This is a genomic window from Pleomorphomonas koreensis DSM 23070 (assembly GCF_000425185.1).
Taxonomy (GTDB): Bacteria; Pseudomonadota; Alphaproteobacteria; order Rhizobiales; family Pleomorphomonadaceae; genus Pleomorphomonas; species Pleomorphomonas koreensis.
Window position 1 is genome coordinate 1 of sequence record NZ_AULH01000020.1, and the last position, 11,287, is coordinate 11,287.

An 11,287-nucleotide genomic window follows, 5' to 3' on the forward strand; every position below is an offset into this window, starting at 1 on the left:
TGTCCTGACCGGTGGGGAGGTTTCCGACTATCTCGGCGTCGAGCCTCTTCTGGCTCTGCCGGTCGCAAAGCCCAGAAAAATGTTGGCGGACAAGGGTTTCGATGGCGACGACGTCCGTTCCAGCCTGTTGATGCGAGCCATTCTGCCGGTCATCCCGCCACGCGCAAATCGCCGCGATCCGCCATCGTGCGACTTCAAAGCCTACAAGGATCGCAACCGTATCGAGCGCATGTTCAATCGCATCAAACAGTTTCGACGCATCGCCACGCGCTACGACAAGACGAGACTTTCATACGAGAGTTTCCTCAACCTCGCCGCCGCGATGATCTGGATAACGGCTTTTGTCAACGCAACCTAGGGGGAGTGGTGGTACTACACTTTCCGCCGTGATTTTGTCTCATGACGTGACCATGCTTTGTCACGTAGGAGATAGCAGAATCTACGGCATAATGCCCGATCGCGCCGTCGAACAACTAAGTCGTGATGATACCATCAACGCTCTGCTGAGACGCCAAGAAGGAGAGGCAGAGGGACCCAAAGACTCGCGATTGTTGCAGTTCGTTGGCATGGGCGAGGAAATGGAAGCTCAGATCGCGCTCGTTCAGGGACAATTTAGTTCCATGCTGTTGACGTCCGACGGTGCGCACGATGTGCCCCATTCTGTGTTCCAGCGGGTCATTGCGGCAGCGGCGGGGGGCAATGATCTCATTCGTAAGCTTCTTACACTTTCGGAAATAACCGGTGGGCGTGACAATGCGTCCGCCATACTACTCCCTATCGGAAGACAGGCCGAAATTTTCGAGGAAAGCGCTGAGAACGAGTTGTTGGCAATACTTCCCAGCGATACTCTATCCATCCAGTTTGCAGGGCCGGAGGTATGGGAACGGCAGGACAATAAGCGCAACCATCCTTCGCCCGATTCTCAACCTAGTGAGATGAGCAAGCGGGTTGAAAATCCTCCAGGGTCCGAGAAGCCTCTCAACAGCCAGCCTGCCTCCAAGCCTCCGTCCGCCAAGGTGAACGCGAAGCCGGCGAAGGCACGCAAATCAAAGCCGCGTCGGGCTCACCCGAAAGTTGAAGCCGTTGATCGACTTCCGTTGGATGAACCTAGCAACGAAGTTGATGTTCAGTTTTCCGTTCCGGCTACCCGACCGGATGAGGACAAATAATGAAACTGCCCGCCCGTTACGAGAAAGTCGGCCAGCCTTTTTCTGGCGGGGGAATGTCGACCGCCTTCAGATGTACGGACAAGCATCTCGAACGCGATGTGCTCGTTAAGGTGTTGCAGAGCGGAGTGGATCAAAAGCGAATTCTCGACGAGGTCAGGGCCCTAAGCGCGATCCGGTCCAAGCATGTTGTACAAATTTACGACGTAATTAAAGATACCTCAGGTGCAGTGATTGCAATAGTTGAGGAGTTCATTCCCGGGCAGGACCTGAATGAAGTCATCCCCGTTGCCGAGTTCAGATGCTCCTCCGACATGTCTACGCGATAGCGTGTGGTCTAGCCGACATTCATGCGGTCGGAGTGGTTCACCGGGATATTAAGCCCAACAATATGAAGATTGACGCAGAGGGCTGCCTCCGGATTTTTGATTTTGGCTTGTCCCGCATGGGGGGCGTGAATTGTGAGACTATCGGAACGGTTGGGACGCAAGGATACATTGCGCCAGAACTTTGCGCTCCAGCGTTGCAGAAAGTGAACTTCACATCGGCAGTCGATGTTTTTGCCTTTGGCGCCACGGCGCTCAAATTGATTCGAGGAAAGCTACCTAACGATTTGCGCGCGATCCCTCCGAGTCTGCCCTGTGAAGATGCGGACTTCGGTATGCAAGCACTTACCCTCCCGTCTTCGATTGCTGCTGTACTCAATCAATGTTTATCCGAAGAACCGGCTGCCCGCCCAAGTATGGAGAATGTCCGAAATATACTCGGGCGTCATTTGTTACACGGCCGACATAAAGCGACGATGATAGTCGGTGACAAGATCCATTACCTTAGCAAAATAGACCAGTCTGTAAAACTCAGCGCGGGCGCGCTCGGGTCTGTTGATGTGAGGTACGATGGCTATGATTTTATCGCTACGAATATTGTTGGCAACGTCTATATCAACAACATGAGTATTGTTCCACCGCAGAAGCTCCCTGGCGCGTGCGTCATAACGCTCGGTGGTCCAAATCTCGGATTTAACAGGCGCTACATCACTTTTGATGTTACGCACCCGGAGGTAGTTCTTTGAGCAACGGAGTTCTGCACGCAATAGATGACTTGGTAGGAGGCCGTTATCAAGTCACTGGTTACATCGGTCAGGGGGGTATGCAAGAGGTCTATCGCGTTCGTGACCGACTGCTTGAACGCGACGCAGCCTTAAAGTCGCCCAAGAATCCCTCGGCAAAGAAACGCTTTAACAGAAGCGCTATACTGAGCGCTCGCGTCAACCATGACAACGTGGCCAAGACGCTAGACTATGTGGAAGACGGTGACCGATTCTACTTGGTAGAGGAACTCATCGAGGGCTGTGACTTAGGGCATTTTTTGAAACATCATGTAACAATGCTCGACCCGTTTGCGGCCGGCCGCGTAACGCATCATCTCGCTAAAGGGTTGGCCGCATCACACCATGTAAATGTGATCCATCGCGACCTCAAACCGACGAACATCATGGTTCTAGGTGGCCGAGACTTTGCTGGATTCAAGATTACGGACTTCGGTATTGCCAAAATGGCTCAGGAGGAGATCGGGGACGCAATAGCGGGTGATGAAGAGGGGTTGACTAGCTCTCAGACCGCACTGGGAGCATTGCCATATATGGCCCCCGAAACTATCGATGACATGAAAAACGCAGGGAAGCCTGCCGATGTTTGGGCGATTGGCGCGATAACTTTTGAGATTTTGACTGGCAAGCGACCTTTTGGTGCAGGTTACAAAGCTGTGCCGCTAATTCAGGCGGCAATAGTGCCGGCCTTGCCTCATGCTTTAGTGGGCAACACGCAGTTCGCACCGTTTGCCGACGCAATTTTTACTTTGATTACGACGTGTATGCAGAAAGATCCTTCGACGCGCCCAACGGCTGATCAACTGGTTGCAGCCTGCGAAGAACTTTACTACTCAACCCTTGCTCGCGAATTCGGCACGATAAAAAGGTTCGATAACACTAGCTGGGGTTTCGCATCAACAACGAGCAGCGACGTTTTTTGTCATATTAAATCGGTCTACGCCGCATCCGCTCTGGCTGTTGGCGATCATATTTGGATGACGGCCCATCCAGGGGCACCTTCGCGTCGAGCGTTTCCGATTGTGAAAGCCGTTTAAGATAGTTGATTCATCTTTGCTGTTCATTGGTCGGCACTCGCCTGAAAAGATTAACATTGTTCTTCAGTCTACAGCGTGGGCTGGCGCTTGCGCATGACGGTGAAACAAGTCTGAGGGTACAAACAGTCTGAAGCGCCTTGATGTGTGTCTGCTTTCCTGCAGACTAATTCAGCATTGCCAAAGCATCCCTAGCTCTAGGCAAATTGTTGTAGCGTGCCGATAGCCTCCGCAGGCGTCCCTGGGTGTGGATGAAACCATAGCTCAATGGGGAGGATTGGCTTACCCTCATTTGCGACGCATTTGATCGCGCGTTTGATCAGAGGTAGTGGAAGCCCCCCGTAGAACAAATATATCGCGCGTTTGTAGCCGATGAGTGTGCAGTATTCCGATAGCGTCCGAATATCCTTGCACACTCCGTTCAATTGCGCAGATCCGGGTTTAACCTCGATGATTGCGTGATTACCGTCCATAGAGCCAGGAGTGTGAATGAGGAGATCGGGTGACGCAACGCGGGCACCCTTAGCCTTGATTAAGGCGTGTCCCTGTTTATCAACCTCGCCGTTCAGACTGAACGGCGTTTCTTGCGGCCAAAGCCGTCGAAGTTGGTGGTACAGCTCATAACAATAGACGCGTTCGCGAAAGATTGGGTCGCTTCCATCAATAGGCAACTGGAAATACAAATGCTCGATTGATGCGGTGGCTTGGGCGAGTATTTGGTTCAGCTCCTGCACGGCTTTCTCCGGAAACGGTATCAAGGCTCATTGGCCTGCGGTCATCAGCTTCCTGACAAGCCTAGAAAGCCCTTCTTTGCTTGTGTTGCGCTTGTTTTGCGAATTTCGTCAACTGTCATCAATCGTAGCTCCCCTCCAACTGCTTCGCCAAATCCTCTGGCACCACGTCCGAGTAGTACATCTCGATCATCCGGACGGACGTTCGCATGTTGATCGCCAGAGTGTAGACGTCCGTGCCCTTCCTGAGCTGCCGGGTCGCATAGGTGTGCCGGAAACTGTAGGCGGATCGAACTTGGCCGAACACGTCGGTCTTGAGCTTGGCCGCTTCCAAGAGAGCGTTGAGGCTCTTCTTGTAAGATTGCGCTCGTTCACCGGAGGCGTTGACGAACACCGGCTCGTTGTCTCTCGGTTCCCGTCCGTGAACGGTTTTGAACGCTTCCCATAGATTGATGAAGCTTGCGAAGGCCTCGATATTTGGGACGAGCTGCTGAGGCTTCTTGCCTTTGCCATAGGCCAGGATGCGAATCCGCTGCTGGCTGATTGGCTTGTTACGTTCCTCTTTGAAACCGACGATGTGCCCCCAGTCGAGATTAAACAGCTCGGTTGGTCGCATGCCGGTTTCGAGCGCGATGCCGATGAAGCAGTAGAGCACCATCCGCTCATAGCCGACGCGGCTGACAGAGGAGACGATGTCTCTTCCGTCGGCACCCTTCCAGGTGTTCGACTGCTTGCCTCGCTTCCGGATGTCGAGAACGTCGATCATCCGTTGCTCTGCGACCTGCATGAGCTTGGCAACCTCGGCATCAGTGAAGGACGGCCGTTTGTTCCGCTCTTCAGCGACTAGGTCGATCTTGGGAATGTCCGATGCCTTGAGGTAGCCCAGCCGCACAGCGTGTTTGAACACCGACCGCATGGTGACGGCTTCTCGGCGCAACGTGCTCAGCGTTGCCTCAATATGCTGGGCAGGACGGATCACCCGGCGCCCCTTTCGCTCGTAGGCGATATGCGTCTCTTTTGCCCCAGGACCGCTCGTCCAGTAGCTTCGTCGCCATTCCATGTAGCTGTGAAGCTTCGGGACGCTGATGGCTGTTATGGGGCTTCTACCGAAGAAGGGGACCATATAGCGGTCAAGCACGCCTAGGTCGGCTGCGACCTTGGAGAGTTTGGACGGATTGCTTCCGGCTTCCAGTTGGGCGCTTTCGAGATATTGACGGGCGACCTTGTCGAACGACGTCCTTCCCGGAAGCGTGCCTTGCTCGGCGCTCCAGAGAGCGCGTTGGTATTCGATCTCGGCGCGTCGCTTGGCGTCTTCCTCGTTTGGTGTTTTGAGGCAAATGCGTTTCTGCCCTTGTCCCGGTAGGGAGAATCGAACCCAGAGGCTTGGGCTATCCACTCGGGAAAATACGACATAGGGCAGTTTGGGCTGATCCATGGGTCGCCACCAGCGAGTTACTGTGCTGCGTCGGTGTGCTAGGTGTGTGCTAATAGCACGCTGCACGCTACCGCTAACTTATTGAAAAATAATAAGCGGGACAACCTCGTGCTAACAGCGTGCTAGCCCGTTTTGTCCCGGAAACCTGCGGAATTCTCAGGAAAAGCTCAGCTATTTCAAGAGATTAATGGTGCTGCGAGAGAGGATTGAACTCTCGACCTCTCCCTTACCAAGGGAGTGCTCTACCACTGAGCTACCGCAGCATCGGGCGTCCGGATGCCGGCCGGATCGGCCGTCGGGGACGGGCGTTCTCCTGCCACAGTTCGGTGCCCCACGCAACCCCATTGCGGAGGAAATTGAGTGGCTGGAATGCCGCCGTCGCCACGCGTTGCCGCAAAGCGGCGGGAAAAGCCGGCTTTGCCGACGAAATCCCTTGAAAGGCGGGAAAAAGGATCGCAAGGAAGGCCGGAAAACAATGGCGCGGCATCATGACGGGCGACGGCGGCACGGCGAAGGGCGGCAAGGGCGGATCGAAAGCGGAGCGCGAGCGGCGGCTTGCCGAGGCGCTGCGCGACAACCTCCTGAAGCGGAAGGCGCAGGCGCGCGGCCGCCGCGCCGGCGAGGCCGACCTGCGGGTGGGGCTCGACGCGGCCCGGCCGGCCGCCGAAGACAAGCCGGACAACGGCTAGCCGCTCCGCCGCTCGGCGGGCGTCCGCCCGAAAAAAGCCGCGGGCCGCTCGCATGAAGCGCCGCGCGGGAAACCAGGGTTTGGGGCAGGGCCGGCAGCGGCCGCCGCTCCGGAGCGATTTGCCGGCTGGACCGGCCGAGGTGACTATGGACAAGATCAGGATCGTCGGCGGCAATCCACTCACCGGCACCATTCCGATTTCCGGCGCCAAGAACGCGGCGCTGCCGCTGATGATCGCCAGCCTGCTCACCGACGAGACTCTGACGCTCGAAAACGTTCCCCGTCTCGCCGACGTGCGCCAGCTCACCAACATCCTCGTCAATCATGGCGCCGACTACGGCGTCAACGGCAAGCGCCAGGGCGAGGGGCTCCTCACCGGCCAGACCGTGTCGCTGACCGCCCGCTCGATCACCGACACCACCGCGCCCTACGAGCTGGTCTCCACCATGCGGGCGAGCTTCTGGGTGATCGGTCCGCTGCTGGCCCGCATGCACGAGGCGCGCGTGTCGCTGCCCGGCGGCTGCGCCATCGGCACGCGGCCGGTCGACCTGTTCCTGATGGGTCTCGAGCGGCTGGGCGCCAGGATCGACGTCGAGAGCGGCTACGTGGTGGCTAAGGCGCCCGGCGGCCTCGTCGGCAACAGGGTGGTCTTCCCCAAGGTGTCGGTCGGCGCCACCCACGTCATCATGATGGCAGCGACGCTGGCCCGCGGCGAGACGGTGATCGAGAATGCCGCCCGCGAGCCGGAGGTGGTCGATCTTGCACGCTGCCTCACCGCCATGGGCGCCCGCATCTCCGGCGCTGGCACGTCGACCATCGTCATCGAAGGTGTCGACCGCCTGCGTGGTGCCCGCCACCGGGTGGTCGCCGACCGCATCGAAACCGGCACCTATGCCATGGCCGTGGCGATGGCCGGCGGCGACGTGCTGCTGGAAGGCGGCGATGCCTCGCTGATCGAGGCGCCGATCGACGTGCTGCGCCGCGTCGGCGCCGACATCGTCGAGACCAATTCCGGCCTGCGGGTCAGCCGCAACGGTGCCGGCATCGTCGCCGCCGACATCGTCACCGATCCCTTCCCCGGCTTCCCGACCGACCTCCAGGCGCAGTTCATGGCGCTGATGACCCGGGCGCGCGGCACCTCGCGCATCACCGAGACCATCTTCGAGAACCGCTTCATGCACGTCGCCGAACTTGCCCGCTTCGGCGCCCGCATCGGTCTCGAAGGGCAGGTGGCCACCGTCGAGGGCGTCGAGCGGCTGAAGGGCGCCCCGGTGATGGCTACCGACCTCCGCGCCTCGGTGTCGCTGGTGATCGCCGGCCTCGCCGCCGAGGGCGAGACGGTGATCAACCGCGTCTACCATCTCGACCGCGGCTTCGAGCGGCTTGAGGACAAGCTCGGCCGCTGCGGCGCGGTGATCGAGCGGATCAGCGGCTGACGCCATGGTCATCCGCATCCGCGAGGCCGAGGCGAGCGACGAGGGCGTCTGGCGCCGCCTCTGGGCCGGCTATCTCGCCCATCTCGGCGCCACCGTGCCGGAGGATGTCACCGCCCACACCTGGGCGCGCATCCTCGATCCCGTGAGTCCGGTGTTCTGCCGTCTCGCCGATCTGGACGGTGCCACCGTCGGCCTTGCGCTCTACCTGCTGCACGAGGGCAGCTGGGCGCTGACGCCGCACTGCTATCTCGAAGACCTCTACGTCGATGCGGCGTTGCGTGGCCGGGGCGTCGGCCGGGCGCTGATCGACGACCTCCGGGCGCTGGCCGGGGCGAAGGGCTGGAACCGGCTCTACTGGCACACCCACGCCGACAATCCCGCCCGCCGCCTCTATGACCGCTTTGCGCCGGCCAGCGGCCTCATCGTCTACAAGGTGCAGCCATGCGGATCGTCGTCGTCCTGAACGGCCCGATCAACGCCGGCAAGACCACCGTCGGCAAGGCTCTGGCGGCGGCGATCGACGGTGCCGCCTTCATCGACGGCGATGACAACGGCGTGCCGGACGACGCCCCGCTCGAGGTGACCATCGAGGCGAGCCTTTGCCGGCTGTCGTCGGAGATCGCCGCCAATCCGGCCGGCATGCTGGTCCTGGCCTATCCGCTGCGCGCGGCGGATCATGCCCGCCTCAAGGTCGCCGCCGACGCCGCCGGCCGGCGCCTGATGACGGTGACGCTGGCGCCGCCCATCGAGGTCGTGCTCGGCGATCGGGGCGTCCGGCGGCTGGACGACGGGGAGCGCGCCCGCATCCGCGAGATGTACGCCGAGGGCTATCACGACCGCGCCTTCAGCGACCTCACCATCACCGGCACGCCGGGCGTCGAGGCGACCGTGGACGTCATTCTCGACGGGCTCGGCGCCCTGCTTCCGGCGCGACCCATACGTAGAAGTTGATATGACGGCCGGCTCCGGCATAATGGGGGTCCGCGGCGCGAGCCGCCTTTCCGGGAGGACCGGACGCCATGATCAACATCGCCTTCAATCCCGAACTCGACCTGGTGCTGGAACGCCTCGTGCCGACGCCGCGCCGGCTGGTCTGGAAGGCCTGGACCGAGCCCGAGCAGTTGAAGAAATGGTTCTGCCCGCGGCCGTGGCTGACGGTGCACGCCGAGATCGACCTCCGCCCCGGCGGCCGCTTCGTGACGGTGATGCGCTCGCCCGAGGGCGAGGAGTTTCCCGGCTCCGGCTGCTATCTCGCCGTCGAGCCGGAAAGCCTGCTGGTCTGGACCTCGGCGCTCGGCGAGGGCTTCCGTCCCAACCCCGCTCCGACGGGAGAGGGCGACTTCCTGTTCACCGGCGCCCTGACCTTCGCCGAGGAGGCGGGCGGCACCCGCTACCGGGCGCATGCCATGCACGCCACCGCCAAGGCGCGGAAGCATCATGAGGACATGGGCTTCCACGACGGCTGGGGCGCCGCCCTCGACCAGCTGGTCGAGGCGATGGCCGGAGAGAGCTGACGGCCATCGGCATCATCCCCCGGCCAGCCTGTCCGCTGCGTGGAAAAACCGACAAAGCCTTGCTTCCGCGCGGCTTCCGCCCTATCTCAAGGCAACTCGGCGGGACGAATTCGTGTTGGTTTCCCGCCATTGGGACAGGAGCGGACAGCCCTCCATGGACATGCTGAAACTTGCGGCCCTCGACGCCGAAGACCTCAAGGTGATCGCCGCCCACGCGCAGGATGCCGTCGGCAAGGTCGGCGACATCGTCTGGCGGCCGGCCGAGCGCCGCCTGACCATCGAACTCAACCGCTACGTCTGGGAGAAGGCCGGTGGCCACGGCAAGGAGCGGCGGCGCAGCCTCCTGCACTTCGCCCGCGTCGAGGCGGTCAAGTCGGCCCACATCCGTCGCGACTTCCCTGATGCCGTCGTCAGCCTGCTCACCATCCGCTTCGAAGGCGACGACGACGATCCGTCGGGCCGGATCTTCCTGGAGTTCGCCGGCGGCGGCTCGCTGCGGCTCGACGTCGAGTGCATCGAGGCGAGCCTCACCGACCTCGGTGCGGCCTGGTCTACCGACCACCAGCCGACCCACGACCTCGCCTGACCCGTCCCGACCCCTTTCGACCTTTCCTGGAGGCCCCCGTGGCGATCCGCCTCGACGACCGCGCGCCCGACTTCGAGGCCCGCTTTGCCGCTTTTCTGACCACCAAGCGCGAGGTGTCGGCCGACGTCGACGCCGCCGTTGCCGACATCATCGCCGATGTCAGGGCGCGCGGCGACGCGGCGCTGCACGACTGGACGGTGAAGCTCGACCGCTTCGACAGCCGGGCGGCCGGCCTTCGCGTCTCCGAGGCGGAGATCGACGCCGCCGTCGCCGAGGTGAAGCCCGAGGTGATGGAGGCGCTGAAGCTCGCCCGCGACCGCATCGACAGCCATCACGCCGGCCAGAAGCCCGAGGACGACCGCTACACCGACGCCATCGGCGTCGAACTCGGCTCGCGCTGGACGGCGGTGGAGGCGGTCGGCCTCTACGTGCCGGGCGGCACGGCGAGCTATCCGTCGTCGGTGCTGATGAATGCCGTGCCGGCCAAGGTGGCCGGCGTCGACCGTCTGGTGATGGTGGTGCCGACGCCCGGCGGTGCCGTCAATCCGCTGGTGCTGTGCGCCGCCCGCCTCGCCGGCGTCGACGAGGTCTACCGCGTCGGCGGCGCCCAGGCCGTGGCGGCGCTCGCCTACGGCACCGACACCATCCGGCCGGTGGCCAAGATCGTCGGCCCCGGCAACGCCTATGTCGCCGCCGCCAAGCGGCGGGTGTTCGGCACCGTCGGCATCGACATGATCGCCGGTCCGTCGGAAGTGCTGATCATCGCCGACCGCAACAACGATGCCGACTGGCTGGCCGCCGATCTCCTGGCCCAGGCCGAACACGACAAGGCGGCGCAGTCGATCCTGATCACCGACGATGCCGGCCTCGCCGAGGCGGTGGAGCAGGCGGTGGAACGCCAGCTCGCCGAGCTGCCGCGCGGCGGCATCGCCGCCGCGTCATGGGCCGACTTCGGCGCCGTCATCCTGGTGGAACATCTCGACAACGCCGTGCCGCTCGCCGACCGCATCGCCCCCGAGCATCTGGAACTGGCCGTCGCCGATCCCGAGGCCATGCTCGGCCGCGTCCGCAATGCCGGCGCCGTCTTCGTCGGCCACCACACGCCGGAGGCGGTCGGCGACTATGTCGGCGGCTCCAACCACGTGCTGCCGACCGCCCGTTCGGCCCGCTTCTCCTCCGGCCTCGGCGTGCTCGACTTCATGAAGCGCACGTCGATCCTGAAGGTGCCGCCGGCCGCGTTGCGCCGCATCGGGCCAGCCGCCATCACGCTCGCCGAGGTCGAAGGCCTCGGCGGCCATGCGCGCAGCGTGGCGATCCGGCTCGAGTGACCGGCGTTATCTCGGCTGGCCGGTGCTGGTTCCGCTCGTCTTGCCGGTGTTGATGCCCAGAAGCGTGTAGACGTAGCAGAAGTTGAGCAGCCCGGTCGCCAGCAGGACGACGCCGACGAGGCCGACCAGCCACGCCCAGCCGCCGAGGCCGACGAAGGCCATGCCGGCCAGCGACGGCACGGCGATGATGATGAGGATGGCGCCGGCGATGAGCCGGATGAGGCGATCGGTCGAGCCGACATTCTTGATCATGACACTCTC

15 protein-coding genes and 1 tRNA gene are annotated in these 11,287 nt (G+C 61.9%); 12 read left to right on the plus strand and 4 right to left on the minus strand.

What is annotated here, in order from left to right:
* The 5 genes from H512_RS0116485 to H512_RS26475 form a co-directional block, all read left to right on the plus strand.
* Positions 1 to 358, plus strand: a 358-nt coding sequence (locus H512_RS0116485; protein WP_156899545.1) for a transposase, incomplete at its 5' end; no start/stop codon positions are given.
* Positions 359 to 449: 91 nt separating this feature from the next.
* Positions 450 to 1,169: a hypothetical protein gene (locus H512_RS27085; protein WP_156899546.1), complete on the plus strand. Its 720-nt coding sequence runs from the start codon at positions 450 to 452 to the stop codon at positions 1,167 to 1,169.
* On the plus strand, positions 1,169 to 1,495 hold the full coding sequence (locus H512_RS27780) for a protein kinase (protein WP_026784382.1): 327 nt from the start codon (positions 1,169 to 1,171) through the stop codon (positions 1,493 to 1,495). The genes H512_RS27085 and H512_RS27780 overlap by 1 nt, the downstream gene beginning before the upstream one ends.
* Entirely contained in the window at positions 1,468 to 2,238 is a 771-nt protein-coding gene (locus H512_RS26470) for a protein kinase domain-containing protein (RefSeq protein WP_084798551.1), read from the plus strand. The genes H512_RS27780 and H512_RS26470 overlap by 28 nt, the downstream gene beginning before the upstream one ends.
* A complete protein-coding gene (locus H512_RS26475; protein ID WP_210162715.1) occupies positions 2,235 to 3,311 on the plus strand; it encodes a serine/threonine-protein kinase in 1,077 nt (358 codons plus the stop codon). The genes H512_RS26470 and H512_RS26475 overlap by 4 nt, the downstream gene beginning before the upstream one ends.
* A gap of 194 nt (positions 3,312 to 3,505) precedes the next feature.
* Here H512_RS26475 and H512_RS26480 read toward each other — a convergent pair whose 3' ends face one another.
* From H512_RS26480 to H512_RS0116505, 3 genes are all read right to left on the minus strand, one after another.
* The gene (locus tag H512_RS26480) at positions 3,506 to 4,042 is read right to left on the minus strand and encodes a methionyl-tRNA formyltransferase-like protein (RefSeq protein WP_245585436.1); all 537 of its coding nucleotides are present in this window, start codon (positions 4,040 to 4,042) and stop codon (positions 3,506 to 3,508) included.
* 118 nt (positions 4,043 to 4,160) lie between these two features.
* Positions 4,161 to 5,474 carry a tyrosine-type recombinase/integrase gene (locus H512_RS26485; RefSeq protein ID WP_084798552.1) on the minus strand — a complete coding sequence of 438 codons (1,314 nt, stop codon included), beginning with the start codon at positions 5,472 to 5,474 and terminating at the stop codon, positions 4,161 to 4,163.
* Between the two features lie 188 nt (positions 5,475 to 5,662).
* Positions 5,663 to 5,737 (minus strand) — tRNA-Thr (locus H512_RS0116505).
* A 225-nt stretch (positions 5,738 to 5,962) separates the two neighbouring features.
* Between H512_RS0116505 and H512_RS0116510 the strand changes: the two genes are divergently transcribed.
* The 7 genes from H512_RS0116510 (at position 5,963) to hisD (ending at position 11,026) form a co-directional block, all read left to right on the plus strand.
* Positions 5,963 to 6,163: a hypothetical protein gene (locus H512_RS0116510; RefSeq protein WP_026784384.1), complete on the plus strand. Its 201-nt coding sequence runs from the start codon at positions 5,963 to 5,965 to the stop codon at positions 6,161 to 6,163.
* A gap of 145 nt (positions 6,164 to 6,308) precedes the next feature.
* Positions 6,309 to 7,598, plus strand: coding sequence for a UDP-N-acetylglucosamine 1-carboxyvinyltransferase (murA, locus tag H512_RS0116515; RefSeq protein ID WP_026784385.1), 1,290 nt, complete (start codon positions 6,309 to 6,311; stop codon positions 7,596 to 7,598).
* 4 nt (positions 7,599 to 7,602) lie between these two features.
* Positions 7,603 to 8,061 (plus strand): GNAT family N-acetyltransferase, encoded by a 459-nt coding sequence (locus tag H512_RS0116520; RefSeq protein WP_026784386.1) that lies wholly within the window; start codon positions 7,603 to 7,605, stop codon positions 8,059 to 8,061.
* Positions 8,040 to 8,549 carry a hypothetical protein gene (locus H512_RS24520; protein ID WP_053239974.1) on the plus strand — a complete coding sequence of 170 codons (510 nt, stop codon included), beginning with the start codon at positions 8,040 to 8,042 and terminating at the stop codon, positions 8,547 to 8,549. Before H512_RS0116520 ends, H512_RS24520 begins: the two co-directional genes overlap by 22 nt.
* A gap of 68 nt (positions 8,550 to 8,617) precedes the next feature.
* A complete protein-coding gene (locus H512_RS0116530) occupies positions 8,618 to 9,112 on the plus strand; it encodes an SRPBCC family protein (protein ID WP_026784387.1) in 495 nt (164 codons plus the stop codon).
* Between the two features lie 154 nt (positions 9,113 to 9,266).
* Positions 9,267 to 9,698, plus strand: a complete 432-nt coding sequence (locus H512_RS0116535; RefSeq protein WP_026784388.1) for a DUF2948 family protein — start codon at positions 9,267 to 9,269, stop codon at positions 9,696 to 9,698.
* A gap of 38 nt (positions 9,699 to 9,736) precedes the next feature.
* Positions 9,737 to 11,026: a histidinol dehydrogenase gene (gene hisD / locus H512_RS0116540; protein ID WP_026784389.1), complete on the plus strand. Its 1,290-nt coding sequence runs from the start codon at positions 9,737 to 9,739 to the stop codon at positions 11,024 to 11,026.
* 6 nt (positions 11,027 to 11,032) lie between these two features.
* On the opposite strand, the gene H512_RS0116545 is transcribed toward hisD, so the two are convergent.
* Positions 11,033 to 11,278, minus strand: a complete 246-nt coding sequence (locus H512_RS0116545; protein WP_026784390.1) for a YgaP family membrane protein — start codon at positions 11,276 to 11,278, stop codon at positions 11,033 to 11,035.
* Between the last annotated feature and the right edge of the window lie 9 nt (positions 11,279 to 11,287).

Coding starts and splice junctions, on each gene's coding strand:
- murA (WP_026784385.1), top strand. CDS start 6,309: ATGGACAAGATCAGGATCGTCGGCGGCAATCCACTCACCGGCACCATT.
- H512_RS24520 (WP_053239974.1), top strand. CDS start 8,040: ATGCGGATCGTCGTCGTCCTGAACGGCCCGATCAACGCCGGCAAGACC.
- H512_RS0116510 (WP_026784384.1), top strand. CDS start 5,963: ATGACGGGCGACGGCGGCACGGCGAAGGGCGGCAAGGGCGGATCGAAA.
- H512_RS26470 (WP_084798551.1), top strand. CDS start 1,468: ATGCTCCTCCGACATGTCTACGCGATAGCGTGTGGTCTAGCCGACATT.
- H512_RS0116545 (WP_026784390.1), bottom strand. CDS start 11,278: ATGATCAAGAATGTCGGCTCGACCGATCGCCTCATCCGGCTCATCGCC.
- H512_RS27085 (WP_156899546.1), top strand. CDS start 450: ATGCCCGATCGCGCCGTCGAACAACTAAGTCGTGATGATACCATCAAC.
- H512_RS0116535 (WP_026784388.1), top strand. CDS start 9,267: ATGGACATGCTGAAACTTGCGGCCCTCGACGCCGAAGACCTCAAGGTG.
- H512_RS0116520 (WP_026784386.1), top strand. CDS start 7,603: ATGGTCATCCGCATCCGCGAGGCCGAGGCGAGCGACGAGGGCGTCTGG.
- H512_RS26485 (WP_084798552.1), bottom strand. CDS start 5,474: ATGGATCAGCCCAAACTGCCCTATGTCGTATTTTCCCGAGTGGATAGC.
- H512_RS27780 (WP_026784382.1), top strand. CDS start 1,169: ATGAAACTGCCCGCCCGTTACGAGAAAGTCGGCCAGCCTTTTTCTGGC.
- H512_RS0116530 (WP_026784387.1), top strand. CDS start 8,618: ATGATCAACATCGCCTTCAATCCCGAACTCGACCTGGTGCTGGAACGC.